The organism is Pseudomonas congelans (genome assembly GCF_900103225.1).
GTDB classification, from domain to species: Bacteria; Pseudomonadota; Gammaproteobacteria; order Pseudomonadales; family Pseudomonadaceae; genus Aquipseudomonas; species Aquipseudomonas congelans.
Genome location: NZ_FNJH01000007.1, coordinates 179,929 through 205,456 on the forward strand (window position 1 = coordinate 179,929; position 25,528 = coordinate 205,456).

Consider the following 25,528-nt stretch of genomic DNA (forward strand, 5'->3'; position numbering starts at 1 on the left):
GGTTTGGCTATCACATCTCTAGCTGTTGCCGTACCTTGGGCGGTAGCCACTCCAATTCAGGAAGATTGATTTCCTCAAGGGCCTGCAGCATGGCTTTCAACTTGCGACGGTGTCTCTGAAGAGCATCTTCGAGGGATTCTTTTGGTAGCGTGCTGAGCTCGCAAAGCTCCGAATCGTCGAAAATTCCTCGCCAAACGGCAAGGCAGAGTGGGTTTTTGTCCATGGTAATGAAATATTCGCGCCAGTAGCTGGACTGCTCGATAGATACGTTCGTCATGTGTTCTTGCCATCCCTGATTTTTTTGCGCATATCTTCTAAGTCGATAAGGGCGTTAGTTTGAAAGCGACCGATCAGAAGCTTGCTTAACTGCACCTGTGGAACGCACGCCAGTCGTGCTGCGTCACCAAGTGACAATCCTTTTTCCTCTATGAGTCTGATTATTGAGGACACCGTTTGTGCTTTGACCAGCATTTCCTCCGCTTCTGGGTCGCTAAGATCAGTGTATACGTAGCCGCGACCTGCTTCGACCTCAATCATTGTGGCCTCCAAGCTGTATTAGGATGATTAAAAAGGATTAAGGGGGGGGCATTATCTGCGCAGCCCTCAAGGGACACGGCTTGTAGCCATTTAGGCCTGTGGGTAACTTATCCAGTGCTACGGTATTTGCTAGCCGACGCTACGGTATTTTCTAGCCAATGCTACGGTACATCTATTCAACGCTACGGTACTATTTTTTGCTCTCATAGCCGCTGGCTTTCCTCGCAATATGCCTGGCTTGGCTACTGGTTGGGGTTTTTGTGACATACACGTTGCCACTGCTGATTTCGTAGCTAAACGTCTGTCCGTGCAGATTGCTCGCGTCCTTAAGCGCGTCCAATGCTCTTCGAAGATTCTGTTCACGGCTGGAGGCAGAGCTATTGATGCTGCTTGCCATCATCATCAGTGTGCCAATTGATACAGGGTAGGGCTCAGCATGGGTGGAGAAATACCCATGTAGCCACTGTGCTAGCGGTTTAGAGTTCAAAGCCCTGCGGACGGACCAATCGATGTGGGTGAAGTCATTTGGCCCGAATAGGTTAGAGAGCTCAAGGTTCAGCGTGATAACCAGCTTCTGCTCCTGATCATTTCTATGGATCGAGTCAATCAGACCTCCCGTGTAGGAATGACACTTTGCACTTATCTCGAGCGTGCCTGCTGCCAGGCGGAACAAACGCTTGTAGAGAGTTTTCCTATTACTCCCGGCATCCGTCTTCCCTTGTAGTTTCAGAAGCTCGTATGCGCTGGTTTTAAACGATTTCCCCATCTGCTTTTGGCGAGCGATATGCAACAACGTGATCCAGACATCTAAATCGCCCTGGTCCAACCGTGGTCCCGTATATCTCATTTGCGTAGGCCTCTGAGTGTAAATTTCAGCGCGCTGTAGGAAGGCGTTGCTAGCGGAGCGACTGGACCCGAAAAGCGCAGACCGGAGAGTGACATTGGGTACGCCTCTCACTTCGTCTGGCCAGCTTGTCAGCACCTTTTCAGACCGGACCGGTTCTAGTGATACCACCGTCGGAGTAGGTGGGAGCCTGGAAGCCCGTTCCACTAGTCGCGATAGTTTGGTCACTGCGGACACAGGCTAGTCTTACGCTTCGTCGATAAAACGAGCTATGCCAGCTACGCGGAAATAGACGCGTCGACCAATTTTTATCCTGGAGGGTTTCAAGTTTCGGGCGATTTCGTTATCCCCGGATAACGTTATGCGCAACCCCTCAGGGCTGCGATGAAGGATCTCTGCGACCTGCGATAGTGACAGTAGGGGAGAGCCCCCGTTGCTGGTGAGAATTAGCTCTTCGGTTGTCATGTTTCTTTACCTACAGTGAGTAATGTAGGTAGAACATTACGAGTAATTACGTCTAAAATGAGGCGAATGTTTTTAACTTCTAGGTTGACATGGCGCGCCTTGATTATCTGACAAATTTGCTCAATGTCTACGATCACGATCCTCGTTGTTCAGTCCAGTTTGCTGCTGGCTACAGAGCGGTGTTAGGCCGGCTTAACGCATCCTCAAGCCTAACCTCCAGGCGGTATCCCATCTGGCCTCTGGTGAGGACGAATTTGGATGCGCCGTTTGATCAATGCCTAGCTGGTTACGAGGGCGAGTGGGCCAAGAGTTTGCTGACTGGTGCTCGGCTGTCGGAAATGGCCCATACCCCACCTCCATTTTATGCAGCACCTTACATTGCGAGTGCTGAGGCAGGTGGAGGCGGTCTTATGGCTGATATTCTGGCTCGCGGTGTTATACCCGATAGACCAGAAAATATGCCGGAGATCGACTGGCAGCTCCAGAACTTGGATCGCTGGGACTCAAATATTGAGTTCGCCATTCGTAGTTTGCTCAGCCCGAACGGTGCGCCGTTCGAGGATGCGGAATCGCTTTGCGGGGCTTTGGAATCTGTACGTGACTTGTTTCGATTGATGCGCCACTTCAGACCCCTGCGTACAAAGGCATTGAGAGACTTTGATGCCGCTATAGATGACCGGACCCGTCCACAGGATGGCGGTTACTGTGAGCTTTGTTGGCGTGTAAGCGTTCGGTCTAGCAGACTGCAGGAGCTCGCAGTGCAGCAGCGGCAAGCGGTTGGCGAGATTGTACGCTCAGGTCAGTGCCAGCTCTCCGCGGAGGAACAGTACGCCAGGCTGTCGCAGGCCTGGAGGCTGGAAAGCAGTCTTCAGCTTTCTCCATCCTGTACTTTGATATCGAAAGCAGACGCTGCAAAGCTGCGCCTTGTATTCGAGCGGTTTCGCATCGAGAGAATCGTGGCTGGAAATCTAAGCGACCGGTACTGCGCCATACACAAGCCCGGGTCGGCTAACTACCATGCTGACTTACGCTACAAAGCTGCGTTTCAACGCCATTTGTCCGCACTCAACAGATCTGGAAGGTCTGAGTTTGCATTCAATTTTCGGCTACCCAGTGCTGCTGATACCCAGGAGATAAGAAAGGTTGCCTACGACCAGGTGCACTCAGGTTTGCATGTGGTGACTTCGCCTAAAGCCTCCTCAATTGGTCTGCGCGAGAAAGTTTGGCTCATGCACGTAGAGGGAATCAGCCAATCAGAGATGGCGAGGCGGTTGGGCATATCGCGTCAGGCGATATCAAAGGCTAAGAAAAGCCTTGAATCGTTGATGAATACGCACCATGCCGGTAGCTACATCAACCCTCAAACCGGCGAGGCGCAGGTTCCAGATGCAACTAGAAAGGCGATAATGGATGCTGCAGCGAAAGGGCAATCGATCACGGCAATCGCTAAGGAAGTGGGGCTTAGCAAGGCTACAGTCGACGGGCTGGTACGTCTGATGCGGGAGCTCTAAGCATGCAAAATAATAGTGCTAGCCGTTTTTGTCCCGGCGGATTTTCAGCCGGGGCAAAAGCGGCTGAGGCTTTGATTGGTGTGACCATGGCGTCGGGTCAAGGCGCGTAATTGCATTTGACCACTCATTTGCGTCCTATCTGACAAGCGGACGGCGTATTGACGACTGGCAGACCTGCCAGAAGCTGAAACTCATCCCACTTTGCACTTTTACGAGCTTGCCCCCCGTCGCTTACGCTTACGCGATTGGTGCCATCGTCCAAGACTTCCTTTCCTGGCCGGTCGCTCAAGGTCATACCTTAAGTGAAATGCATTGTCCGAACACACCGTGTCACGCGCCCGCATCAGCGTGTTCACGATTTGGGAACATTCTGTTGACCGCATGCAGACGATGGGATAGTTTGTTACCAAATTGGGAACATGGCACGATCATGAGACTGCTTGGTAGAGAAAAGCTGCCTCCTCTTCAAGAGGAAAGCGAGCAAATCAGGAGGTGGCTGAGCGTTTGGGTAAGCGAGGTTAGCCATGCTCGGTGGAAGGTTCCAGCTGAGATACTGGAACAGTATCCGACTGCCTTTGCCATTGCCGAAGATACCTTTCTATTCTCTATCTGCGAATCTAGCATGCTCCTAGAACTAAAGGTCGCGTTTGCTCAAGGTATTGCAATCATCACTGCGATAGTGAAGAAACTATGAACATGCTTAATCTAAAAATCATTAAAACTGAGGATCAATACCTCGAATATTTCAATGAAGTGCACTCACTAATTATTTCCACTCCAACTCTCGGCTCGGAAGAAAGTGATCGGCTAGAATTGCTTTCAGTGTTGATTGAGGATTACGAAAAGCAAAAATACCCAGTAGAGGCACCGGACCCCATTGACGCTATTCTTTTTCGGATGGCTGAAAAAGGTTTGAAGCAAGCAGACTTGGTTCCTTATTTTGGAACTCGTAGCAGGGTATCCGAAGTCTTAGCAAGGAAGCGGCCGCTAACGGTTCCAATGATAAGGTCGTTAGCGATAGGCCTAGGTATATCGGCTGATACCTTAGTCGGACTAGACGAGGTTGAAAATGGCCAATCTAAAGCGAAGGTAGACTGGGCCAAATTTCCTATCAAAGAAATGGTAGCTAGGGGCTGGATTGACAATATTACGAGTAAAGCAAAGAGGACCGTTGAGGAAATGGTTCAAGGCTTTATTAGTGATATGGGCTTGCAGGAGAGTGGAGTTGCATTCCGTCGTACGCTTTCCGGCGATTCAGCCACACCTACGACTGCATATGCGTTATATGCGTGGCTTGCGAGGGTTATACAAAAGAGCCGAGAAATTAAAGATCAACTTCCGGAATATGATCAGCAAAAAATCGGAGATTCATTGATCAAGCAGCTTGTTCAGCTTAGCCGATTTGAGGACGGTCCTCGAATGGCAATAGACTTGCTTAAAAATCATGGTATTGCCGTTGTGATCGAACCTCAACTAAAAGGTACCATGCTTGACGGTGCGGCGCTGAAAGAATTAGATGGAACACCTATAATAGCTTTGACGCTCAGGTATGACAGGATCGATAACTTTTGGTTTACCTTAGTGCATGAGCTAGTTCATGTGTGGAAGCATATCGATGACACCAATGAAGCTATTCTTGATGACCTCGAGCACCCCAGCACCGACAAGCGAGAATCTGAGGCTAATAGAATAGCAAGAGACTCATTCATCCCTAGGTCTATGTGGAAGCGCACCGATGCGTACCTGAAGCCAAGCAGAGAGACAATTATTGCGCTCGCTAGAGAGTTGAAGATTCACCCAGCTATTGTAGCAGGGCGCCTCAGGAAAGAGGCTGGTAACTATAATCAGTTTACTGACCTTATCGGCCAAGGCATGGTCCGTTCTCAGCTTCTAAATCCATGAGGTGAAAAAATGAACACTCAGTATTATCCTATTGTTCGAGCAAAAGGCGGCGAGCTTGAAGCGCTGATGTTTTTCAAAAAACTAGACAAGGCTTCGTTGTCCCGATGCACTCCAATATTTGAGATTGCAAAGCTTGAAGGCAAATCGTTAGAAGTAGCTAAGAAAAATAGCTCCACCCCTTACGAAGAGTATCTCGACGCGCGTGCTCATAAAATCGCTGAAATATTCAGAGGTAAGCGTGTTTTCCTGGATGTCTCCCAATGGCCAACCGGCTTTACGACTGAAGGCGGAGAGCAGATTCTCACCTATGTGTGCCAAAGCCTCAAAGATCTGGGGGTAATCGTCTGTCCCCTGATCGGTTATGACCGATGGGAAGCAGCGGAGTATCGAGAGACTATAAGATCAATCGTACTTGCTGAAACCGCAGTTTTTTGCATCCGTTTAGATAGTTTGGCAATTGAAGATTTAGGTGATCTCGATCATCTTGACGAAATTGTCGAAGATATGATTCTAACGACAGGGATTAGCGAGGAGCAGACGCCTGTACTTATCGACATTGGAGATGTGACAAAGATTCCGATGCAAGAGCTCATGGAGACTGTTGAAACTGCATATGTTCACATGAAAAGTCTTGGTTTTAGCACCGTTATAATGAGTGCAAGCTCGATCCCAGACTCCATTGAAAAAGCGGTAAGGGAACGCGATTCAAGTGGAATAATTCACCGTAAAGAGATGATTGTTTGGAAAGGATTTTTATCGGCTAATCCAACTGCATCATTATACTTCGGTGATTACGGGGTACGAAATCCCAGGTCCTCAGACAATATCGCACCTCATATGAACGGCAAGATTCGGCACACTATAAACAACGGATTTTATGTGGTGCGCGGCCATTCAGTGCAGGGGGATGGCGGCTTTGCTCAAAGTCAAAAGCTCGCACTCGATGTAGTGCAGTCTGTTCATTATAAACACCCTAATTTTAGTTGGGGTGATGCCATGATTAAGCAATGTAGCGTGGGTAAAGTGATAGGTAATCCGACAAACTGGATCGCATACGATACCAGTCATCATTTGAAATACGTTACTGCAGAGATTTTTGAGTTTACTGCCCAACTTGCGGCCATCGCTGCTCGGGTAGGCAGCGACGCGAAGTCGGCAGTAGGGTCAATTCTGGATCAGCGATAACATGTATGCTACAGCCGCCTTCAGCGATCAGGTGTAAGTAGTAATGAAAACTATATTTGAAGATCTTATTACTCGCTATGGAACAAAGCGTGCAGAGTTTATTGCTAAGACCTGGCCGAAAAAGCCAAAATGGCGTGAGATTATTTCAGTCTCGGAGTCGCCGAGAGCTGAAGAGTACTTTGATGAAGAGATGGCTTTTTACAGGGTTTTTGAGGCGGAGCTTGATGACATACCGCGATTGAGAAATAAGGAAATCAGTGTGGATCAATGGGAGGAGGTTGTTCATTTTTTAAAAATCCACAATGAAAGGCTGTCATCTCAGATTGATAACTCTACTACTCTCACCGCTACCTTTGTGTTTATGGGGTCTCTATTTCTATTGCTTGCAAATTACGTTACGTATCTATTTTATTTTCCGTTCGTTTTCCTGGCAGTCATTGCTATGCAGATCTTTTTACAGCGGATGGGGAGGCGACACGAGTTGGCCAGAAATAAAGAATTTGTGATCATTATTGAAAATTACATCAAAAAGCGTCGTACGGTTTCTTAAGGGGCATCTGCATAGGCACCAATTTAGGGGGGCCTAAATTAGTCCTGAAGGATGCCTGTGGCCAACTGACGGTTTTCATCATGGGAATGATAATGAATGATCGTGGAAATCCTCAGAGGATCTGGTCCGAATAGGCCATGCAGTCGATTTCGGTGATGCCCAGCTCCGAGCCTTCTCTAGTCAAATCGGCATCCACTGATATGCTATAGAACTGTTGTGATAATCCGCATCGACACCATCTTGCTCGGTGCCGAGTCCATGAATACGGAGGACTGAATCGCTTCTGGTTTTGTAGACGCTGAGTGCCTGCTCCTGTCCGTTCTCTGCCTTTCACGAAGGGCTGCAGTCGATCCCAGGCAGACCATGAGTCTCCTGCGTACCAAATGCAAATAGTGGCGCGCTCCGCATACATGCAGTGTCGCGGAGAGTAGCGCGGCACGGTCATGGCCTCAGAACGAGCTGCTCAAATTCAATGCAAATGACTGGTCACGTCGAATGCAAACAGATGGTCGAGTCCATGCAATTACTCATTTAGAGAATTTCTCGCCTCCAGCTTATCCAATTTGCCTACCAGATCCTCAGCTCGCAGATGAGTGTAGCGCTTAAGCATCTGCATCGACTTATGCCCGCTGATGGCGGAAACCTCCTGATCAGAAAGGCCGCCCTCTACCAAGCGGCTGACTGCTTCATGACGAAGGTCATGAAAGCGTAGATCAGGCATTCCTAGCTTAGTCTTCAGCTTGCCCCAAGTCTTGGTGAAGGCATAAGCGCTGCGCTTACCCTCTTTGCCAGGTTCCCCAAAAAACACCAGGTCGCAATCGATTGGACGAATAGGGTTGCTCATCGCCAGTTGGAAGGCGTCAGTGGCTAACCGGGTTAACGGCACGGTGCGAGCGCTATCGTTTTTGGTATCAGAAAGGCGTACCACGCGCTTTTTCAGGTCAACCTGATGCCGGCGCAACGATGTTATCTCCGATGAGCGCATGCCGGTCTCCAAGGCGATTCGAACAATCCAACCAAGCATGGGATTACTGTGAGCATTCACTGCAGCCAGCAACCGACGTTCCTCTTCGGCACCTAGGCGTCGATCTCTGCCTTCACCAGGGCTCGGTTTGCGAATGTTCAGCACCGGGTTGAAACTTAGCCCCAGCCCCCACTCCTGAATTGCGACCGTGTACAGGTGGCTCAGAAGGGCCAGTTCCAGACGCACGGTGTTGTTGCTTGTTGGTTTGCCACGACTGGTGATTGATGCCAGACGCGTATCCCGGTAATTGGCAATGATTTCTGCGGAGAGTGCAGCCATCGAGTACTTGCCTAGATGGCTCATCAACTGCTGAGCTTTGGTTGCTTCGGCGCGCTGAGTCGTCGGTTTCTTCGTTGGGCTGATCTCGGCCAGATATCGCTTCAAAGCCATGGCCAACGTCATGCGCTCTGAACCGCTCCGCTGGATGTAAACGCCTCTGACCATTTCATCTTCTGTGCGACGGGCCCAGTCTTCGGCATCACGCTTTGTACGAAAGGTCTTCGCGTTGGCGGGCCAGCCGGTTTTCCGCACCAGGGCTTTCCAGGTGCCAGCGTCTGTTTTGACGATGGTGGCCATGTTATTTCTGCTCCAAAAACGTACCGTTGTTTTGGCACTGTACTGATTTTGTACCTGTGGACCATAGGACTGGTCCAGCTGTTTTTGTCGCAGGCAGCAAAAAGCCGCGCAATGCGCGGCTCTGAGTATGGTGGGCCCACACGGACTCGAACCGTGGACCAAAGGATTATGAGTCCTCTGCTCTAACCAACTGAGCTATGGGCCCTCAGTAGGTCGCGGATTATAACGGCGGTTTCGCGGCTGTGCTATCCGAAAAGTCCGAAAGATTCATAAGAAGAAATCTTGCGCAGAATTCTTCGGCGTCGAGGGGCAGGCTGACGATGTAGCCCTGGATCTGTTCGCAGCCTTCGCTGGTCAGAAATTGCTGCTGTTCGCTGTTCTCCACGCCCTCGGCGATCACGGTCAGTTGCAGGCTGCGTCCAAGGGCGATGATGGCGCGGACGATGGCGGCGTCGTGGGTGTCTTCCGGCAGGCCGCGGACGAAGGACTGGTCGATCTTGAGGATGTCCAGTGGCAGGCGTTTGAGGTAGCTCAGTGAGGAGTAGCCAGTGCCGAAGTCGTCGATCGCCAGTTGCACGCCGAGTGTCTTCAACTGGTGCAGCACTGCCAGCGCTTCCTGGGTCTGGCTCATGATGAAGTTTTCGGTGATTTCCAGTTGCAGGCAGCCGGGTTCCAGGCCGTTGTCCGTGAGCAGCTTTTCGATGCGTTCCAGCAGGTTGGTCTGGCGCAGTTGAGCGCCTGCCAGGTTCACCGATAGCGGGCCGAACGGCTGACAGGTCTTGCGCCATACGCCCATCTGGCGGCAGGCCTGCTCCAGCACCCAGTCGCCGATCTGCAGGATCATGCCGTTTTCTTCCGCCATGGGAATGAAGTGCTCGGGCGGCACTTCGCCAAATGTCGGGTGGTTCCAGCGGATCAGTGCTTCTGCGCCTGCCATTGTGTGGGTTATCAGGTTGATTTTGGGCTGGTAGGCCAACGTCAGTTGATTGCGCTCCAGAGCGCGTCTCAGTTCCTGCTCGAGGGCGATGCGCTCGCTGGCCTGGTCACTGAGGTCGCAGGTATAGCTTTCGACCCGGTTGCGACCTTTTGCCTTGGAACGGTACATCGCAGCGTCGGCATTTTTGACCAGCGTGGCCACGTCATTGCCGTCGGTAGGAAACACGCAGCTACCGATGCTGGGGCTGATGTAGAGCTCATGTTCGCCAGCTTGAAAGGGCGTGTTGAAGCAGGCCAGTAATTTATTCGCGATAGCCTGCGCGTCGCTGGCTTGCAGCAGGCCTGGCAACAGAACGATGAACTCGTCACCGCCCAGGCGTGCGACGGTATCGATGTCGCGCAGGGTTTCCTTGAGCCGGTGTGCGATGCCTTTCAGCAGCAGATCGCCGACCGGGTGGCCGAGGCTGTCATTGATGTGCTTGAAGCGATCCAGGTCGAGAAACAACACTGCGCCGAGGCTGCCGGACTCTTCGCTGTGTAGCAGGGCGGCCTGAAGCCGGTTCTCGAACAATATCCGGTTGGGCAGGCCGGTGAGCGGATCATGATGAGCTTGATAGTCGAGGCGCGCCTGTGCGTGTTTGAGGCTGGATATGTCGGCGAAGACGGCGACGAAGTGGGTCAGGAAGTTGTCTTTGTTGCGCACGGCACTGATGGTCAGCCAGCTCGGGTAAAGCTCGCCGTTCTTGCGGCGATTGCTGATTTCGCCCTGCCAATGACCCTCGGCTGCCAGTTGGTGCCACATCGAGGCATAGAACGCACTGTCATGCTGGCCGGAGGCAAGCAGGCGAGGGGTCTGGCCAATGGCTTCATCCTCGCTGTAGCCAGTGATTTCCGTGAATGCCCGATTGACGGCACTGATGCGCTGGTCGGTATCGGTGATGAGCACACCTTCGGCGGTGCTTTCGAATACCGTTGCGGCCAGGTGCAGCTTTTCCTGCATCTGGCTGCCTTCGGTTACATCCCGTGCAATTGTCAGCAGGCAGTCATCGCCCGCGATAATGAGGGGTTGAGAGGACAGTTCGCACAGTCGTATATCGCCGTTGGCATTACGCAGCCGGACGCGCAGGTCTCTGACGAAACCATGCTTCTTCATACGCTCGACGAGCCTTGAGCGCTCACTCAAGTCAACCCAGATGCCCAGGTCGAACGTTGAGTGGTCAAGGCAGTACTTTTCGCTGTATCCGGTGATACGGCAGAATCCTTCGTTGACCTCCAGAAGCATGCCGTCCTGTTGCCGGGTAATCGCCAGTCCGTCGGGCGAGGCATGAAAGGCTTTGGCGAATTTCTCTTCGGAAAGCTGTAACTGTCGCCGGGCCTGTTTGAGCTGGGTGATATCTCGCACTGTCACCAGCACAGCGGGCGTCGAGCTTTGCTCGAACGGTTGGGCGGACATGAGGCCGGAAAAGATTTCGCCGTTTTTGCTCCGGAAGGGCATCTCCAGATTATGGATATCGCCCGTCTGCAATTGCTGCAGGACTTTTGGGCCGATGCCTGGCACTGCCCACAGATTCAGTTCTGTAGGTGTCTTTCCAAGCACTTCGTCAAGGGCTAGCCCGGTTCGCTCCACGAACGCCGGGTTGGCATCCATGATCTGCCCGTCGGCAAGGCTGGCGATGATCATTGCATCCGGGCATTGGGCGAAGACCGAGGCGAATCTTCCTTCGGACAGGCACGACGCCTCCCGATCACTGTTGTCGATTACTCCACTCATATGCGGTTTACGTCCGTGCTTGACTATCGCTGATGATGGTGTGGCGTAACCTTGTACTTCATTGATCCAAGGTTTTACTCGAAGAGCGCTTGTTTCCAGCGTGATACGTAGTTGTAGGTCAATTCATCAGTACCTGCAAATGGATTGATGTCTGACCTCTTCTTGTTTTGATCAATTGACGACTGGGCCTGCAAGTTTTGAATTTTTTTCTGCCCGGAAACGCAAAACCCCCGGCATGCCGGGGGTTTTGTTGACTCGCTGGTGTGATTACTCGTCGAGGAACGAGCGCAGGTGCTCGCTTCTCGTCGGGTGGCGCAGCTTGCGCAGTGCCTTGGCTTCTATCTGACGGATCCGCTCGCGGGTTACGTCAAACTGCTTACCAACCTCTTCAAGGGTGTGGTCGGTATTCATGTCGATGCCGAAACGCATGCGCAGAACCTTTGCTTCACGGGCGGTAAGGCCCGACAGCACTTCGCGTGTCGCTTCTTTCAGGCTTTCAACAGTGGCGACATCGATTGGCGACTGCATGGTCGAGTCTTCGATGAAGTCACCCAGATGCGAATCTTCGTCGTCACCGATCGGGGTTTCCATGGAGATCGGCTCTTTTGCGATCTTCAATACCTTGCGGATTTTATCCTCAGGCATCTCCATACGTTCGCCCAGCTCTTCCGGGGTCGGTTCGCGACCCATTTCCTGCAGCATCTGCCGGGAAATGCGGTTGAGCTTGTTGATCGTCTCGATCATGTGCACCGGAATACGAATGGTGCGTGCCTGGTCGGCAATCGAGCGAGTGATCGCCTGACGGATCCACCAGGTGGCATAGGTCGAGAACTTGTAGCCACGACGGTATTCGAACTTGTCCACAGCCTTCATCAAGCCGATGTTGCCTTCCTGGATCAGATCGAGGAATTGTAAGCCACGGTTGGTGTACTTCTTGGCGATGGAGATCACCAGACGCAAGTTCGCTTCGACCATCTCTTTCTTCGCACGGCGGGCCTTGGCCTCACCGATCGACATGCGACGGTTGATGTCCTTGATCTCGGCGATTTTCAGGCCGGTCTCTTCTTCCAGGGCGGACAGCTTCTGCTGGCAACGCTGGATGTCAGGCTGCAGGCGACCGATGGCTTCGGCGTATTTGCTCTTGCCCTTGGCCAGTGCGTCAGTCCAGCTTTCGTCAACTTCGTTGCCCGGGAACTGGCGCAGGAAGTCGGCGCGCGGCATACGTGCATCACGTACACACAACTGCATAATGGCGCGTTCCTGTGCACGAAGACGCTCAAGCGCACCGCGTACACGCTCTACCAGACCTTCAAACTGCTTTGGAACCAGTTTGATCGGCATGAACAGTTCGGCCAGAGCAACCATTTCGGCAATGGCGTGCTTGTCGTCGCGACCAAATTTCTTCAGGGCCTTGCGGGTGATTTCCATTTGATCGGAAACCGCACCGAAGCGCTGTTGGGCGATGACCGGATCAGGACCGCTCTCGACTTCGTCTTCTTCGTCGCTGGCGTCCGCCGACTCTTCCTCTTCGTCATCGGCACCTTCGGCCTTGACGGCTTTAGGGTCGACAGGCGGCGGGACTTCGGCAGGCGGCGCGATGCCGTCGTCCGGGTCGATATAGCCGCTCAGGACATCGGAGAGGCGACCGCCTTCACTGGTGACGCGTGTGTATTCGGAGAGAATGTGGTCAACCGTGCCTGGGAAGTGCGCAATTGCGCCCATCACTTCACGGATGCCTTCTTCGATACGTTTGGCGATTTCGATTTCGCCTTCACGGGTCAGAAGTTCAACGGTGCCCATTTCCCGCATGTACATACGAACAGGATCGGTGGTACGACCGATGTCGGTCTCGACCGCTGCCAACGCTGCAGCCGCTTCTTCTGCGGCTGCCTCATCGGTATCGGCGTCGGCCAGCATCAAGGCGTCCGCATCCGGAGCACTCTCGTGTACCGGGATCCCCATGTCGTTGATCATGCGGATGATGTCTTCCACCTGCTCGGGATCTGAAATATCCTCGGGCAAGTGGTCGTTGACCTCTGCGTAAGTCAGATACTTCTGCTCACGACCCAGGGTGATCAACTCTTTGATACGAGATTGCTGTTGCGCTTTTCCGGACATAACACCCTATCCACTGAAGGTCTTGGCGGGCAAAAAACAAGCCGAGGATTATACCCGAGCTATGACCTCACGCGCCAGTTGAGGTCGGGGTTTGTGCGGGAACATTGCGATTTAGCAGTTCCCTAAGCTGAATTTTCTCTTCTGCGCTCAACTCGGTCTGCCGAGCCTTGCTGATCAGATGTTCCAGACTGCGCTCGCGCTGGCGAGCGGATAAGCTAGTTATAGTGTCGAAAAACTGTTGTTCAAGGTTATCGGCCTCAATCAGCCATTCCTTTTCTGCCAGAGCGCGCAGCAAACGGCCCTGTTCAGTGCCGTGCCATCGCGCTATCAACTGTAACGACCGAAGGTTCGGATTCTTTTGCCGGGCCTCGATAAGAGCGACCAGCAGTTGTGCGTTTGATTGGTCTTCTGCAGCGAAATGGCTGGCATTTTCGACCTTTTCCGCCAATTCAGGGTGATGCAGCAAGGTTCTCAGCGCAGCCTGCATGGGCGGTTCGACGGCGGTAGGCACACGCGGCGTTCGAGGCTCAAAGTCCTGGCGCTTGCCTTTTTTGCCCCAGGATTTGTTGTCCCATTTTTTTTGATTCTGACCGCCGGTTTTCTTCTGCGTCCATTCCTGCTGAGGCTCATAACCGCCTTGTGGCTGGTAATCGGCAAAATCAGGCATGGCATCGTAGTCGACATACGGGTCGTAACTCGGTGGCGCCTCTGCCGGCGCGCTCTGCACCAGCTGACTAACGGCTTCGCCGGACAGCCCGGTAATTTCGGTCAGGCGCTGACGCATCAGAATACGCAGGTTCGCGCCGGGCACCTTGTCGATCAGTGGCGCTGCCAGGGTGGCCATGTGCGCCTTGCCTTCCAGCGAGCGCGGGTCAGACTCTTTGGTCAGTTGCTCGAAAAAATAATCGGCCAGCGGCTGCGCGTGCTGATTGATGCGTGCCTTGAACGCGTCGGTGCCTTCTGAGCGCACCAGCGTGTCCGGGTCTTCGCCTTCGGGAAGAAACAGAAAGCGCGCCCGCCGTCCGTCCTGCAGGCTCGACAGGGTCGCTTCCAGTGCACGCCATGCAGCGTTGCGCCCGGCCTGATCGCCGTCGAAGCAGAACAACACGTTAGGCACGACCCTGAACAGGCGCTTCAAGTGCTCTTCGCTGGTCGCTGTACCCAGCGTGGCCACGGCATTGCGCAAGCCTTGCTGGGCGAGGGCGATGACGTCCATGTAGCCTTCAACAACAATGATTTCATCGAGGTTGCGATTGAATTTGCGCGCCTCGAACAGGCCGTACAGCTCCTGACCCTTGTGGAAAACCGGTGTTTCCGGGGAGTTCAGGTACTTGGGTTTGTCATCGCCCAGTACGCGGCCGCCAAAGGCAATGACGCGCCCACGTGAATCACGGATCGGAAACATCACCCGGTCGCGGAAGCGGTCGTAGCGTTTGCCGGTTTCGGCGTTCTCGATCAGCAGGCCGGCATCGATCATCACCTTTTGCTGCAATGAGTCGCTGCTCAGGTGTTTGTACAGGTTGTCCCAGCCGGGAGGGGCGAAGCCCAGGCCGAAGTCCCTGGCGATTTCGCCGGACAGTCCGCGGCCCTTGAGGTAATCCACCGCAGCCTTGCGTGACGGGTGGCTTTTCAGGGCCTGGCGGTAGAACTCGGCAGCGGCGGTCAACAGCGGGTAGAGCGGGGAATCGGTCGGTTGCCGGGGCTTCTGGCCTTTTACGCTCTGTTCGCGAGGCACTTCCATGCCGGCGGCCTTGGCCAGGTCCTCGACCGCCTGGGGGAAGTCCAGGTTGTCGTGGTCCATGATGAAGCCGAGCGCGTTGCCACCTGCGCCGCACCCGAAGCAGTAATAGAACTGCTTGTCCGGGCTGACGCTGAAAGAGGGGGTTTTCTCTTTGTGGAACGGGCAGCACGCGGTGTAATTCTTCCCGGCTTTCTTGAGCTGCACGCGCGAACTGACAACATCGACAATATCGGTGCGGTTCAGAAGGTCGTCGATAAAGCTCTGGGGAATCAGCCCGGCCATGGCGTTCTCATCATTCAAGCGTGGTGCAAAAGTATCGGATGACTCTACGAGCGTTCCGTCAGCCTGTCAGCCGTCTTTTTGAAGACGTCGGCAATAAACGGGCACGTCTTTGCATCCGAAGGACGGTGTTGGCCTGGAAGGAATAAGGCTTGATCCCGCGAGTGGATCAAAAAGGCCACAAGCTTCGTTGCCCACATGAGTGGTCAGAGCCCGGGACACGGAAGACGCTGCCTTGGCTGAGCTTCTTGCGAAGTCATCAAGGCATACTCGTCTTGTCATCGGTCGATGTGCTGCCCGAGTGGGCATGACCGATGTAGCCTGTGAACAGGCTGGACGTGCTTGACTGAATATCCGAGTCGCATCGGCGGCCTGGACAGGGTCAATCAATAAAGCAAACGCAAAACAGCGAAGCTGTAACTGCCGACAGCCCGGCTGGTTGGCCGGGCAAGGCAGAAGCTTGCGACGAAGGTCTGTAAATTAATACAGACGAACGGCGCGGCGCTGTTCGCGCTGGACTTTCTTGGCGTGGCGTTTGACAGCAGCTGCTGCCTTGCGCTTACGCTCCGAAGTCGGCTTCTCGTAAAATTCGCGGCTACGAACTTCAGCCAGAACACCGGCTTTTTCGCAGGAGCGCTTGAAACGACGCAGAGCTACGTCGAAGGGTTCGTTCTCTTTAACTTTGACGGCTGGCATCCAGAGCTACCTTCATTCATTACCGGGGTCAACGCTCAGTGCAAACACTGCACAAAAGTACGTCGGTTTTTAAGGGTTGCGGATGTTAACCCCTCATTGAGAGGAATGCAAAGCCTCTGATCGAAAACCGCTGGTCGGCACCTCGGTCGACGACTATTATGCGCGCCTTCAAATCTGCCCCCTACAAGGCGCAACCCCATGCTAGTACTGGGATTAGAAACCTCCTGCGACGAAACCGGCGTCGCATTATATGACAGCGAACGCGGTTTGCTTGCGGACGCATTATTCAGCCAGATCGACCTGCATCGTGCCTATGGCGGTGTGGTGCCGGAGCTGGCTTCGCGTGATCACGTCAAGCGCATGCTGCCCCTGATTCGCCAGACGCTGGCCGAGGCAGACTGTGTGGCCACTGATATCGACGCCATTGCCTACACGGCCGGCCCTGGACTGGTGGGCGCCTTGCTGGTCGGCGCTTCGTGCGCTCAGGCGCTGGCATTCGCCTGGGACATCCCGGCGCTGGGCGTGCATCACATGGAAGGTCATCTGCTGGCGCCGATGCTGGAAGAAAACCCGCCACAGTTCCCGTTCGTCGCCTTGCTGGTGTCCGGCGGCCATACGCAACTGGTACGCGTCGACGGTATCGGTCAGTACGAGCTGCTGGGCGAGACCCTGGATGATGCTGCAGGCGAGGCGTTCGACAAGACCGCGAAGATGATGGGCATGCAGTACCCAGGCGGCCCGGAGATTTCAAAGGCGGCGATGCAGGGCGTGGCAGGGCGTTTTGTCTTCCCTCGGCCGATGACTGATCGTCCCGGGCTGGAATTCAGCTTCAGCGGTCTGAAAACCTCTGCGCTCAATACCTGGCAGCAATGCCGGAACGCTGGAGACGACAGTGAGCAAACCCGCTGCGACATCGCGCTGGCCTTCCAGCAGGCGGTAGTGGAGACTTTGACCATCAAGTGCAAGCGCGCGCTCAAGCAGACTGGCCTCAAGAGCCTGGTGATTGCCGGTGGTGTCAGCGCCAACAAGGCACTGCGGGCTTCGCTGGAAAGCATGCTTGGCGACTTGCGCGGCCATGTCTATTACGCGCGGCCCGAGTTTTGTACCGATAATGGCGCCATGATTGCCTTTGCCGGGTGTCAGCGTTTGCAGGCCGGGCAGAAGGAAGATTTGAGCATCAGCGTGCAGGCGCGCTGGCCCATGGAGCAGTTGTCGGGGTTGTGACGGCGACGAGGCGTGTTGCGCCTCAGAAATGTCGTTCGCGCCCGGCGAGCAGGTCGCGTAGATTGCCGCGATGGCGCCAGACGATGAGCAGGGTCAACACGCTCATCGGCAGCAGCGCATGAGGCTCCTGCCATGCCAGCAATGGCAGGGTCAGGGGAGTGGCGATCAGGGCGGCAAGGGAGCTGGTGCGGGTCAGGTAGAGCGTCAGCAGCCAGGCGACTATCGCCAGGGCGGCGGCGGGCGGATACAGGCCCAGCAGCACACCGGCGGCGGTCGCTACGCCTTTGCCACCGCGGAAGCGAAAGTACAACGGGAACAGATGGCCCAGCACCGCGCAGACACCGATCCAGCCCTGCTGTGCAGTGTCCATGTTCCAGGCGCTGGCCATCAGGATCGGCATCAGGCCTTTGCAGAGATCGCCGAGCAGGGTCAGGATGGCGAGTTTTTTCCCGGCCAGACGCAGCATGTTGGTCGCACCGGCATTGCCGGAGCCACTGGCGCGCGGGTCAGGTCTGCCGCTCAGTCGGCTGAGCAGGATGGCGAAGGACAGCGAGCCAAGCAGGTAGGCGAAGGTGGCCAGTAACCAAAACATGCGAACCATTCCGGGCGAGGATGCCCTGATTCTAACGGCGCATCGCGCCCTTGTCGTGCAGTGGAGAGTAGTGCTTGGACAGAGTTTTCATCGAGGGCCTTGAGGTCGATACGGTCATTGGCGCCTATGACTGGGAGCGCGGCATTCGTCAGTGCCTGCGTCTGGACCTCAGCTTTGCCTGGGACAATCGCCCCGCCGCCGCAGGGGATGATCTGAGCAAGGCCCTCGACTACGCCAGCGTCTCGACACGTATCCAGGCGTTCGCCGAGCAGGCACAGTTCCAGTTGGTGGAGACCTTCGCCGAGCGACTGGCCGAAGTGCTGATGGGTGAATTCAATATTCCCTGGCTGCGCCTGAAACTGACCAAGCCCGGTGCTGTGGCGGCCGCCGCCGGTGTGGGCGTGGAGATCGAGCGCGGATGTCGCTGACGCGGATTTTCCTCGGCCTGGGGAGCAATATCGAGCGTGAGCGCCACTTGGTTGCGGGGCTTGATGCGCTGGATGGCTTTCTGACTGACCTGAGCTGCTCGCCGGTTTTTGAAAGCCATGCGGTCGGTATCAAGAGCGGGCCGTTCTTCAATCTGGTGGTGTCGGCGCTGACCGATCTGCCCTTGATGGAGCTGGATCGTCGCCTGAAATTCATCGAAGCGGACAATGGCCGCTATGCTCCGGATCGCAAAGGGTTGCCCCTGGATATCGATGTGCTGCTGTATGGCGAGCAGGTGGGTAATTTCGACGGGCTGATTCTGCCGAGGGCGGAAATCCTGAAGAATGCCTTCGTGCTGCGCCCATTGGCGTTGATTGCCCCTGAACGTCTGCATCCGGGCGTGGGAATTGCCTTCAGCAAACTCTGGGCTGATGCGCAGATTGATCAGCAGCTCTGGCCTGTGGCTTTCGAGTGGCGCGGGCTGGGTCTGACGCCTGAGGATTTACTGCGTAACTGAGGGTGTCCGCGCCTTCCAGTTCGAATGCCTCTGGCGTCACGGGCTGAAGATCGTACGCAGCGCGCCCAAGGCTGCGCTACTACGCCGAGCGTTCGGCGTTATACACAAATCCAACTGACTATCGTGCCAATGCTCCGCGTTGGCACGCATTGGGTGACGCTCCGCGTCACAAATCTGCAGCCTGGCGCGGTATCAAGCGCAAAGAAGTCGCAGGCTTTGGTGCTGCCTGCATATTCAACCGGATTGAATGATGCAGCGTGGCTGCAATGTGACGCAGAGCGTCACGAAATGCATTACCACGCGGAGCGTGGGAACGATAATACGCCACCCTGTACAAGGGTCAGGCCGAATGCTCGGCCTTGTAGGTTTTCAGCGCCTTCAAGCGCTCGTTCTTCAGCGCATCACCCAATTCCTTGCCCTTCAGACCCTGTTCCAGCAACGGCTTTACGGAAACCGCACGTGCGGCCTCGGCAGCGCCGCGCAGGTAATCGGCCTGTGGGTAACTGCGTTGTTCGAAGCCGTGGCGTCCTCGGGCGTCCATTTCGCAAGCCGCAATGAATTCTTCAAAGCGCTGCGGGCGGCGGTAGACGTCGAAGCTTTGCAGCAGCTCCAGCAGGGTCGAGGGCTTCAGCTCCAGCGCACGGTGGCCGTGGGTATGGTACTGGCCGACCAGCAGCGCCAGTTCCTGGCAGTCCCTTGGTACACGAAAGCGCTCGTTGACCGCCTTTATCAGGCGCAGGCCGGTGTGTTCATGGGCGATGTGCCGTGGCCATTCGGCTTCCGGGGTCAGCCCTTTCCCGAGGTCGTGCAGCAAGCAGGCCCAGCGCACCGTCAGCGGATGTTTATGGCGTGCGGATTGCTCGAGGACACTGAGCACGTGTACGCCGGTGTCTATTTCCGGGTGATGCGCCGCTGGCTGCGGTACACCAAACAACGCTTCGACCTCGGGCATCAGCTCGTTGAGCGCGGCGCAGTCGTGCAGCACCTGAATGAACACCTGAGGCTGTTCTTCCATGAGCGCGCGCGAGATTTCCTTCCAGCTTCGCTCGGCAGTTAGCGCCTTGAGTTCACCCGATTCACTGAGCTGGCGCATCAGCCCCAGGGTCTCGGGTGCGATGGTGAAACCGTAGCCGGCGTAGCGGGCGGCGAATCGGGCTACACGCAAGACCCTGAGCGGATCTTCGGCGAATGCGGGGGAAACGTGACGTAATATCCGCGCTTCTAAATCTTTCTGGCCGTTATAGGGATCGGTGAGATTGCCGTCCTTGTCTTCCGCCATGGCGTTGATCGTCAGGTCACGCCGAATCAAATCCTGCTCAAGCGTCACCTCGGGGCTGGCGTGGAAAACAAAGCCTCCATAGCCCACGCCGCTTTTGCGCTCGGTGCGCGCCAATGCGTATTCCTCATTGGTCAGCGGATGCAGAAACACCGGGAAATCTGTACCGACCGGGCGGTAGCCCTTGATCAGCATGTCCTCGGTACTTGCGCCGACCACGACCCAGTCGATGTCCGTGACAGGTTGACCCAGAAGACGGTCGCGTACAGCACCGCCTACTTTATAAATCTGCATAAAAAGCCTCCGTAAGCGCGACAGGATAAACCTTGTGTCGTGCTTGCGGAGGCTAAAGCTGCATGACCAAGCGTTTTAAGCACTATTGGCCTGGCGCTTAAAGGTGGACGACCGCCATATCAAGCCGGGGATATTCACTGTCGGCATGCTCGCCTTTCGGGGGGACGTGATGAGTCTTGACCACCTGATCGCCCTGCAAGGTTTCCAGGTGGATGTCAAAGCCCCACAGCCGGTGCAGGTGTTTGAGCACCTCGTCTGTCGAGTCACCGAGCGGTTTGCGATTGTGCTGTTGATGGCGCAGGGTCAGCGAGCGATCGCCTCGGCGGTCTATGCTGTAGATCTGCACATTGGGTTCCCGGTTGCCCAGGTTGTACTGCGCAGCGAGTATTTCGCGGATGGTCCGATACCCGTTTTCATCATGAATGGCGGGTACCAGGAGGTCTTCCTGCTGGTCGTCGTCCATGATGCTGAACAGCTTGAGGTCGCGAATCACCTTGGGCGACAGGTACTGGAGGATGAAGCTCTCGTCCTTGAAACTGCTCATCGCAAACTTGATCGCCGTCAGCCAGTCGCTGCCGGCAATCTCCGGAAACCACTGCCGGTCCTCATCGGTAGGGTTTTCGCACATCCGGCGGATGTCCTGATACATGGCAAAGCCCAGCGCATAGGGGTTGATGCCACTGTAGTAAGGGCTGTCGAAACCAGGCTGAAAAATCACGCTGGTGTGCGACTGCAGGAACTCCATCATGAAGCCGTCGGTGACCAGGCCTTCGTCGTACAGGTCATTCATCAGCGTGTAGTGCCAGAACGTCGCCCAGCCTTCGTTCATCACCTGTGTCTGGCGCTGAGGATAGAAATACTGCGCGATCTTGCGCACGATGCGCACCACTTCGCGCTGCCAGGGTTCAAGCAGCGGAGCGTGCTTCTCGATGAAGTAGAGAATGTTTTCCTGCGGCTCAGCCGGGAAGCGTGCATTGTCTTCCTTGCTGCCCTTGTCGGCACTTTTCGGGATGGTGCGCCAAAGATCGTTGATCTGCCGCTGAAGGTGCTCCTCCCGGTCCTTCTGCCGACGCCGCTCCTCTTCGGCGGAAATCGGGTAGGGCCGCTTGTAGCGGTCCACACCGTAGTTCATCAGCGCATGGCAGGAGTCCAGCAAGTCCTCCACGGCATCGATGCCATGGCGCTCCTCGCATTGCATGATGTACTGCTTGGCAAACACCAGGTAATCAATGATCGAGCTGGCGTCGGTCCAGGTGCGAAACAGGTAGTTGCCCTTGAAGAAGCTGTTGTGGCCATAGCACGCATGGGCGACGACCAGCGCCTGCATGCAGATGGTGTTTTCCTCCATCAGGTAGGCAATGCACGGGTCGGAGTTTATGACGATCTCGTAGGCCAGGCCCATCTGGCCGCGTGAATAGGACTTTTCCGTACTGAGGAAGTGTTTGCCGTAGGACCAATGGTGATAGCCCAACGGCATGCCTACCGACGCATAAGCATCCATCATCTGCTCGGCAGTGATCACTTCGATCTGGTTGGGATAGGTGTCCAGCGCATACCGCTCGGCAATCCTGCCAATTTCGCGGTCGTAGGCGCGGATCAGTTCGAATGTCCACTCTGACCCCGTGGAAAGGGGTTGGCGCTTCTGCTCTCTGGCGGTCATGACACTAACCTTCGCTGGAAGAGTTCGCGGAATACCGGATAGATATCACCGGCAGAGACCAGCTGTTGCTGGGCAAACGTGTCGGCAAAATCTTCACCGATGCGTTCGTATTCATACCACAAGGCCTGATGCTCACGCGGGGTGATTTCCACGTACGTGTAGTACTGCACGAAGGGCATGATCTGTTTGGTGAGGATTTCCCGGCAGATGGGCGAATCATCGTTCCAGTTGTCGCCATCCGACGCCTGTGCCGCGTAAATATTCCAGTCACTGCTCGGGTAGCGTGCGGCCATGATTTCCTGCATCAGTTTCAATGCGCTGGAAACGATGGTACCGCCGGTTTCCCGGGAATAGAAAAACTCTTCCTCGTCCACTTCGCGGGCGCTGGTGTGGTGACGAATGAAGACCACATCGATTTTGTCGTAGTTACGTTTGAGGAACAGGTACAGCAGGATGAAAAAGCGCTTGGCGATGTCCTTGGTCGCCTGGGTCATGGAGCCGGAGACGTCCATCAGGCAAAACATGACCGCCTTGGAGCTGGGGTTGGGTTGCTTGACCAGCAGGTTGTACTTGAGGTCGAAGGTGTCGAGGTAGGGCACACGACGAATGCGTGCCTTCAGTCGGTCGATCTCTACTTCCAGTTCCTGAATGTCGCCGAAGTTATCCGGCTCTTCGCGCTTCATGCGCTCAAGCTCGGCGGTGGCTTCCCTGAGTTTCGCGCGACTGCTGCCGGACAGCGCGATGCGGCGTGCATGCGCCGAGCGCAGGGTGCGGATGATGTTGATACGCGACGGGTTGCCTTCGTTGCTGATACCCGCGCGCACGGTCTTGAAGGTGTCGGTGCCGGTCAGGTTGCGCTTGACCAGGTTCGGCAGCTCCAGGTCTTCGAACATGAACTCAAGAAACTCTTCCTGAGTAATCTGGAACGAGAACTCATCCATCCCTTCGCCGGAGTTGCCCGCCTTGCCGGGGCCCTTGCCACCACCACCGCCTTGAGGGCGGGCGATGTGCTCGCCTGTGGTGAACTCCTTGTTGCCAGGATGAACAACAGTCTGCTTGCCCCCGCGACCGTGGTGCAGGACCGGTTCGTCGATGTCGCGCCCGGGAATACTGATCTGCTCGCCGTGTTCCATGTCAGTGATGGAGCGCCGGCTGACCGCTTCCTCCACTGCTTTCTTGATGTGGTCACGGTAACGCCGCAGAAACCGCTGCCGGTTTACCGTGCTTTTGTTCTTGCCGTTGAGACGTCGGTCGATCACATAGCTCATAGGCTCCTCCGGGGAGCTTCAAGTTGTAAGCCTCAAGCTGCAGGCGAGCACGCGATCAGTCCCGAGCCCGGGTCTTGATCGCTTTTCGCCTGCAGCTGATAGCTTGAAGCTTGCAGCTGCGTTACTGCGATTTCCGCACGCGCAGATACCATTCGGAAAGCAGGCGTACCTGCTTGTCCGTGTAGCCCCTCTCGACCATTCGTGTCACGAAGTCGTTGTGCTTCTGCTGATCCTCTTTGCTGGCCTTGGCATTGAAGCTGATGACGGGCAGGAGATCCTCGGTGTTGGAGAACATTTTCTTCTCGATCACCACCCGCAGCTTCTCGTAGCTGAGCCAAGTCGGGTTCTTGCCGTTGTTGTTGGCGCGGGCACGCAGCACGAAATTGACGATTTCGTTGCGGAAATCTTTCGGGTTGCTGATGCCTGCCGGTTTTTCGATCTTTTCCAGTTCCTCGTTCAAGGCGACGCGGTTGAGGATCTCGCCGGTTTCCGGATCGCGATATTCCTGATCCTGAATCCAGAAGTCCGCATACAGCACGTAACGGTCGAAAATGTTCTGACCGTACTCGCTGTAGGATTCCAGATATGCCGTCTGGATTTCCTTGCCGATGAACTCGATATAGCGGGGTGCCAGGTATTCCTTGATAAAGCGCAGATAGCGTTCGCGCGTTTCGGCAGGGAATTGCTCCTGTTCGATCTGCTGTTCCAGTACGTAAAGCAGATGCACCGGGTTGGCCGCGATTTCATGCGGATCGAAGTTGAAGACCTTGGACAGAATCTTGAATGCGAAGCGGGTGGACAGACCATTCATGCCCTCGTCGACGCCCGCGCTGTCGCGGTATTCCTGAATCGACTTGGCTTTCGGGTCAGTGTCTTTGAGGTTCTCGCCGTCATACACGCGCATCTTGGAGTAGATGTTGGAGTTGTCCGGCTCTTTGAGGCGCGACAGCGTGGTGAACTGCGCGAGCATTTTCAGGGTGTCCGGCGCGCAGTGCGCCTTGGACAGCGAACTGTTGAACAGCAGCTTGTCGTAGATCTTGATCTCGTCGCTGACACGCAGGCAGTACGGCACCTTCACGATGTAGATACGGTCGATGAAGGCTTCGTTGTTCTTGTTGTTGCGGAAGCTGTGCCATTCCGATTCGTTGGAGTGCGCCAGCAGGATACCGGTGAACGGGATCGCTCCCAGCCCTTCGGTACTGTTGTAGTTGCCTTCCTGGGTTGCGGTGAGCAGCGGATGAAGGACCTTGATCGGTGCCTTGAACATCTCGACGAATTCCATCAGGCCCTGGTTGGCCCGGCACAGCGCGCCCGAGTAGCTGTAGGCGTCTGCGTCGTTCTGCGGGAATTCTTCCAGCTTGCGAATATCCACCTTGCCGACCAGCGCAGAGATGTCCTGGTTGTTTTCGTCGCCGGGCTCGGTTTTCGCCACGGCAATCTGATTGAGAATCGAAGGGTATAGCTTCACCACCTTGAACTGGCTGATGTCACCGCCAAACTCGGCCAGGCGTTTGGTCGCCCAGGGCGACATGATGGTGCTCAGGTAGCGTCGCGGAATCCCGAAGTCTTCCTCGAGAATCGCGCCGTCTTCGGTGGCGTTGAACAGGCCCAGGGGCGACTCGAATACTGGTGAGCCCTTGATGGCATAGAACGGGACTTTTTCGATCAGTTGCTTGAGTTTTTCCGCCAGGGACGACTTACCACCGCCCACCGGGCCGAGCAGATACAGGATTTGTTTCTTCTCTTCCAGGCCTTGGGCGGCATGGCGGAAATACGAAACGATCTGGTCGATGCATTCTTCCATTCCGTGGAAGTCGGCAAAGGCCGGATAGCGGCGTATGACTTTGTTGGAGAAGATCCGCGACAGCCTGGAGTTGGTGGAGGTATCCACCAGTTCGGGTTCGCCAATGGCCAGCAGAAGACGTTCTGCGGCAGAGGCGTAGGCGCTGCGATCCTGTTTGCAGAGCTCAAGATACTCCTGTAACGAGAGCTCTTCTTGCCGCGTGCTTTCGAAGCGTTGTTGGAAGTGGCTGAATATACTCATGACGTCACCTCGCTCGATACGTGGAGCCGGCGGCGGATCGTCAGTCGATGCTGGCAGCAACCGCTTAGCAGCCACTGTTTCCCCCCAGAACA

General features: G+C 55.3%; 21 protein-coding genes and 1 tRNA gene. 7 read left to right on the top strand and 15 right to left on the bottom strand.

Annotated features, from left to right (window positions below; genetic code table 11):
* Positions 1-10 precede the first annotated feature (10 nt).
* From BLR20_RS21440 to BLR20_RS28160, 4 genes are all read right to left on the bottom strand, one after another.
* A complete protein-coding gene (locus tag BLR20_RS21440; protein WP_054992526.1) occupies positions 11-277 on the bottom strand; it encodes a hypothetical protein in 267 nt (88 codons plus the stop codon).
* Positions 274-537: an XRE family transcriptional regulator gene (locus BLR20_RS21445; protein ID WP_054992525.1), complete on the bottom strand. Its 264-nt coding sequence runs from the start codon at positions 535-537 to the stop codon at positions 274-276. Before BLR20_RS21445 ends, BLR20_RS21440 begins: the two co-directional genes overlap by 4 nt.
* 190 nt (positions 538-727) lie before the next feature.
* Complete coding sequence (gene trfA / locus BLR20_RS21450) at positions 728-1,618, bottom strand: plasmid replication initiator TrfA (protein WP_338109723.1); 891 nt, start codon at positions 1,616-1,618, stop codon at positions 728-730.
* 9 nt (positions 1,619-1,627) lie between these two features.
* Positions 1,628-1,846: a hypothetical protein gene (locus tag BLR20_RS28160; protein WP_058445549.1), complete on the bottom strand. Its 219-nt coding sequence runs from the start codon at positions 1,844-1,846 to the stop codon at positions 1,628-1,630.
* A 410-nt stretch (positions 1,847-2,256) separates the two neighbouring features.
* On the opposite strand from BLR20_RS28160, the gene BLR20_RS21460 reads away from it, so the two are divergent.
* The 4 genes from BLR20_RS21460 to BLR20_RS21480 all read left to right on the top strand — a co-directional run bounded on the left by BLR20_RS21460 (position 2,257) and on the right by BLR20_RS21480 (position 6,994).
* Positions 2,257-3,357, top strand: a complete 1,101-nt coding sequence (locus BLR20_RS21460) for a MarR family transcriptional regulator (protein WP_235809981.1) — start codon at positions 2,257-2,259, stop codon at positions 3,355-3,357.
* 690 nt (positions 3,358-4,047) lie between these two features.
* Positions 4,048-5,259, top strand: a complete 1,212-nt coding sequence (locus BLR20_RS21470; protein ID WP_054992522.1) for an ImmA/IrrE family metallo-endopeptidase — start codon at positions 4,048-4,050, stop codon at positions 5,257-5,259.
* 9 nt (positions 5,260-5,268) lie between these two features.
* Entirely contained in the window at positions 5,269-6,444 is a 1,176-nt protein-coding gene (locus tag BLR20_RS21475) for a beta family protein (RefSeq protein WP_054992521.1), read from the top strand.
* 43 nt (positions 6,445-6,487) lie between these two features.
* The gene (locus BLR20_RS21480; protein WP_054992520.1) at positions 6,488-6,994 is read left to right on the top strand and encodes a hypothetical protein; all 507 of its coding nucleotides are present in this window, start codon (positions 6,488-6,490) and stop codon (positions 6,992-6,994) included.
* Positions 6,995-7,517: 523 nt separating this feature from the next.
* Here BLR20_RS21480 and BLR20_RS21485 read toward each other — a convergent pair.
* From BLR20_RS21485 to rpsU, 6 genes are all read right to left on the bottom strand, one after another.
* A complete protein-coding gene (locus BLR20_RS21485; protein ID WP_054992519.1) occupies positions 7,518-8,594 on the bottom strand; it encodes a site-specific integrase in 1,077 nt (358 codons plus the stop codon).
* Positions 8,595-8,722: 128 nt separating this feature from the next.
* Positions 8,723-8,799 (bottom strand) — tRNA-Ile (locus BLR20_RS21490).
* A gap of 15 nt (positions 8,800-8,814) precedes the next feature.
* Positions 8,815-11,301, bottom strand: coding sequence for a sensor domain-containing protein (locus BLR20_RS21495; RefSeq protein WP_054992518.1), 2,487 nt, complete (start codon positions 11,299-11,301; stop codon positions 8,815-8,817).
* A 267-nt stretch (positions 11,302-11,568) separates the two neighbouring features.
* On the bottom strand, positions 11,569-13,419 hold the full coding sequence (gene rpoD / locus BLR20_RS21500) for an RNA polymerase sigma factor RpoD (protein ID WP_010428811.1): 1,851 nt from the start codon (positions 13,417-13,419) through the stop codon (positions 11,569-11,571).
* A 67-nt stretch (positions 13,420-13,486) separates the two neighbouring features.
* Positions 13,487-15,442 carry a DNA primase gene (dnaG, locus tag BLR20_RS21505; protein ID WP_054992517.1) on the bottom strand — a complete coding sequence of 652 codons (1,956 nt, stop codon included), beginning with the start codon at positions 15,440-15,442 and terminating at the stop codon, positions 13,487-13,489.
* A 477-nt stretch (positions 15,443-15,919) separates the two neighbouring features.
* Positions 15,920-16,135 carry a 30S ribosomal protein S21 gene (gene rpsU, locus BLR20_RS21510; RefSeq protein ID WP_002551877.1) on the bottom strand — a complete coding sequence of 72 codons (216 nt, stop codon included), beginning with the start codon at positions 16,133-16,135 and terminating at the stop codon, positions 15,920-15,922.
* 198 nt (positions 16,136-16,333) lie between these two features.
* Between rpsU and tsaD the strand changes: the two genes are divergently transcribed.
* Entirely contained in the window at positions 16,334-17,359 is a 1,026-nt protein-coding gene (gene tsaD, locus BLR20_RS21515; protein WP_003372796.1) for a tRNA (adenosine(37)-N6)-threonylcarbamoyltransferase complex transferase subunit TsaD, read from the top strand.
* A gap of 22 nt (positions 17,360-17,381) precedes the next feature.
* Here the strand turns inward: tsaD and plsY are convergent, their stop codons facing one another.
* Positions 17,382-17,951, bottom strand: coding sequence for a glycerol-3-phosphate 1-O-acyltransferase PlsY (plsY, locus tag BLR20_RS21520; RefSeq protein ID WP_010428802.1), 570 nt, complete (start codon positions 17,949-17,951; stop codon positions 17,382-17,384).
* A 74-nt stretch (positions 17,952-18,025) separates the two neighbouring features.
* On the opposite strand from plsY, the gene folB reads away from it, so the two are divergent.
* On the top strand, positions 18,026-18,379 hold the full coding sequence (folB, locus tag BLR20_RS21525; protein WP_003316242.1) for a dihydroneopterin aldolase: 354 nt from the start codon (positions 18,026-18,028) through the stop codon (positions 18,377-18,379).
* Complete coding sequence (folK, locus tag BLR20_RS21530; RefSeq protein ID WP_032611778.1) at positions 18,370-18,894, top strand: 2-amino-4-hydroxy-6-hydroxymethyldihydropteridine diphosphokinase; 525 nt, start codon at positions 18,370-18,372, stop codon at positions 18,892-18,894. Before folB ends, folK begins: the two co-directional genes overlap by 10 nt.
* Before the next feature lie 340 nt (positions 18,895-19,234).
* Here folK and BLR20_RS21535 read toward each other — a convergent pair whose 3' ends face one another.
* From BLR20_RS21535 to BLR20_RS21550, 4 genes are all read right to left on the bottom strand, one after another.
* Positions 19,235-20,464: a multifunctional CCA addition/repair protein gene (locus tag BLR20_RS21535; protein WP_032611775.1), complete on the bottom strand. Its 1,230-nt coding sequence runs from the start codon at positions 20,462-20,464 to the stop codon at positions 19,235-19,237.
* 97 nt (positions 20,465-20,561) lie between these two features.
* Complete coding sequence (locus BLR20_RS21540; RefSeq protein WP_032611772.1) at positions 20,562-22,124, bottom strand: SpoVR family protein; 1,563 nt, start codon at positions 22,122-22,124, stop codon at positions 20,562-20,564.
* On the bottom strand, positions 22,121-23,392 hold the full coding sequence (locus tag BLR20_RS21545; protein ID WP_011269137.1) for a YeaH/YhbH family protein: 1,272 nt from the start codon (positions 23,390-23,392) through the stop codon (positions 22,121-22,123). The genes BLR20_RS21540 and BLR20_RS21545 overlap by 4 nt, the downstream gene beginning before the upstream one ends.
* A gap of 121 nt (positions 23,393-23,513) precedes the next feature.
* On the bottom strand, positions 23,514-25,436 hold the full coding sequence (locus BLR20_RS21550; protein ID WP_003316247.1) for a PrkA family serine protein kinase: 1,923 nt from the start codon (positions 25,434-25,436) through the stop codon (positions 23,514-23,516).
* Between the last annotated feature and the right edge of the window lie 92 nt (positions 25,437-25,528).

What these genes read in the sequence shown, in the direction of transcription:
- rpoD (WP_010428811.1), bottom strand. Translation starts at nt 13,419, where the DNA reads ATGTCCGGAAAAGCGCAACAGCAATCTCGTATCAAAGAGTTGATCACC.
- BLR20_RS21535 (WP_032611775.1), bottom strand. Translation starts at nt 20,464, where the DNA reads ATGCAGATTTATAAAGTAGGCGGTGCTGTACGCGACCGTCTTCTGGGT.
- BLR20_RS28160 (WP_058445549.1), bottom strand. Translation starts at nt 1,846, where the DNA reads ATGACAACCGAAGAGCTAATTCTCACCAGCAACGGGGGCTCTCCCCTA.
- BLR20_RS21545 (WP_011269137.1), bottom strand. Translation starts at nt 23,392, where the DNA reads ATGAGCTATGTGATCGACCGACGTCTCAACGGCAAGAACAAAAGCACG.
- rpsU (WP_002551877.1), bottom strand. Translation starts at nt 16,135, where the DNA reads ATGCCAGCCGTCAAAGTTAAAGAGAACGAACCCTTCGACGTAGCTCTG.
- BLR20_RS21495 (WP_054992518.1), bottom strand. Translation starts at nt 11,301, where the DNA reads ATGAGTGGAGTAATCGACAACAGTGATCGGGAGGCGTCGTGCCTGTCC.
- folK (WP_032611778.1), top strand. Translation starts at nt 18,370, where the DNA reads ATGTCGCTGACGCGGATTTTCCTCGGCCTGGGGAGCAATATCGAGCGT.
- BLR20_RS21485 (WP_054992519.1), bottom strand. Translation starts at nt 8,594, where the DNA reads ATGGCCACCATCGTCAAAACAGACGCTGGCACCTGGAAAGCCCTGGTG.
- BLR20_RS21470 (WP_054992522.1), top strand. Translation starts at nt 4,048, where the DNA reads ATGAACATGCTTAATCTAAAAATCATTAAAACTGAGGATCAATACCTC.
- BLR20_RS21460 (WP_235809981.1), top strand. Translation starts at nt 2,257, where the DNA reads ATGGCTGATATTCTGGCTCGCGGTGTTATACCCGATAGACCAGAAAAT.
- BLR20_RS21475 (WP_054992521.1), top strand. Translation starts at nt 5,269, where the DNA reads ATGAACACTCAGTATTATCCTATTGTTCGAGCAAAAGGCGGCGAGCTT.
- BLR20_RS21440 (WP_054992526.1), bottom strand. Translation starts at nt 277, where the DNA reads ATGACGAACGTATCTATCGAGCAGTCCAGCTACTGGCGCGAATATTTC.
- BLR20_RS21550 (WP_003316247.1), bottom strand. Translation starts at nt 25,436, where the DNA reads ATGAGTATATTCAGCCACTTCCAACAACGCTTCGAAAGCACGCGGCAA.
- tsaD (WP_003372796.1), top strand. Translation starts at nt 16,334, where the DNA reads ATGCTAGTACTGGGATTAGAAACCTCCTGCGACGAAACCGGCGTCGCA.
- BLR20_RS21540 (WP_032611772.1), bottom strand. Translation starts at nt 22,124, where the DNA reads ATGACCGCCAGAGAGCAGAAGCGCCAACCCCTTTCCACGGGGTCAGAG.
- dnaG (WP_054992517.1), bottom strand. Translation starts at nt 15,442, where the DNA reads ATGGCCGGGCTGATTCCCCAGAGCTTTATCGACGACCTTCTGAACCGC.
- BLR20_RS21445 (WP_054992525.1), bottom strand. Translation starts at nt 537, where the DNA reads ATGATTGAGGTCGAAGCAGGTCGCGGCTACGTATACACTGATCTTAGC.
- plsY (WP_010428802.1), bottom strand. Translation starts at nt 17,951, where the DNA reads ATGTTTTGGTTACTGGCCACCTTCGCCTACCTGCTTGGCTCGCTGTCC.
- BLR20_RS21480 (WP_054992520.1), top strand. Translation starts at nt 6,488, where the DNA reads ATGAAAACTATATTTGAAGATCTTATTACTCGCTATGGAACAAAGCGT.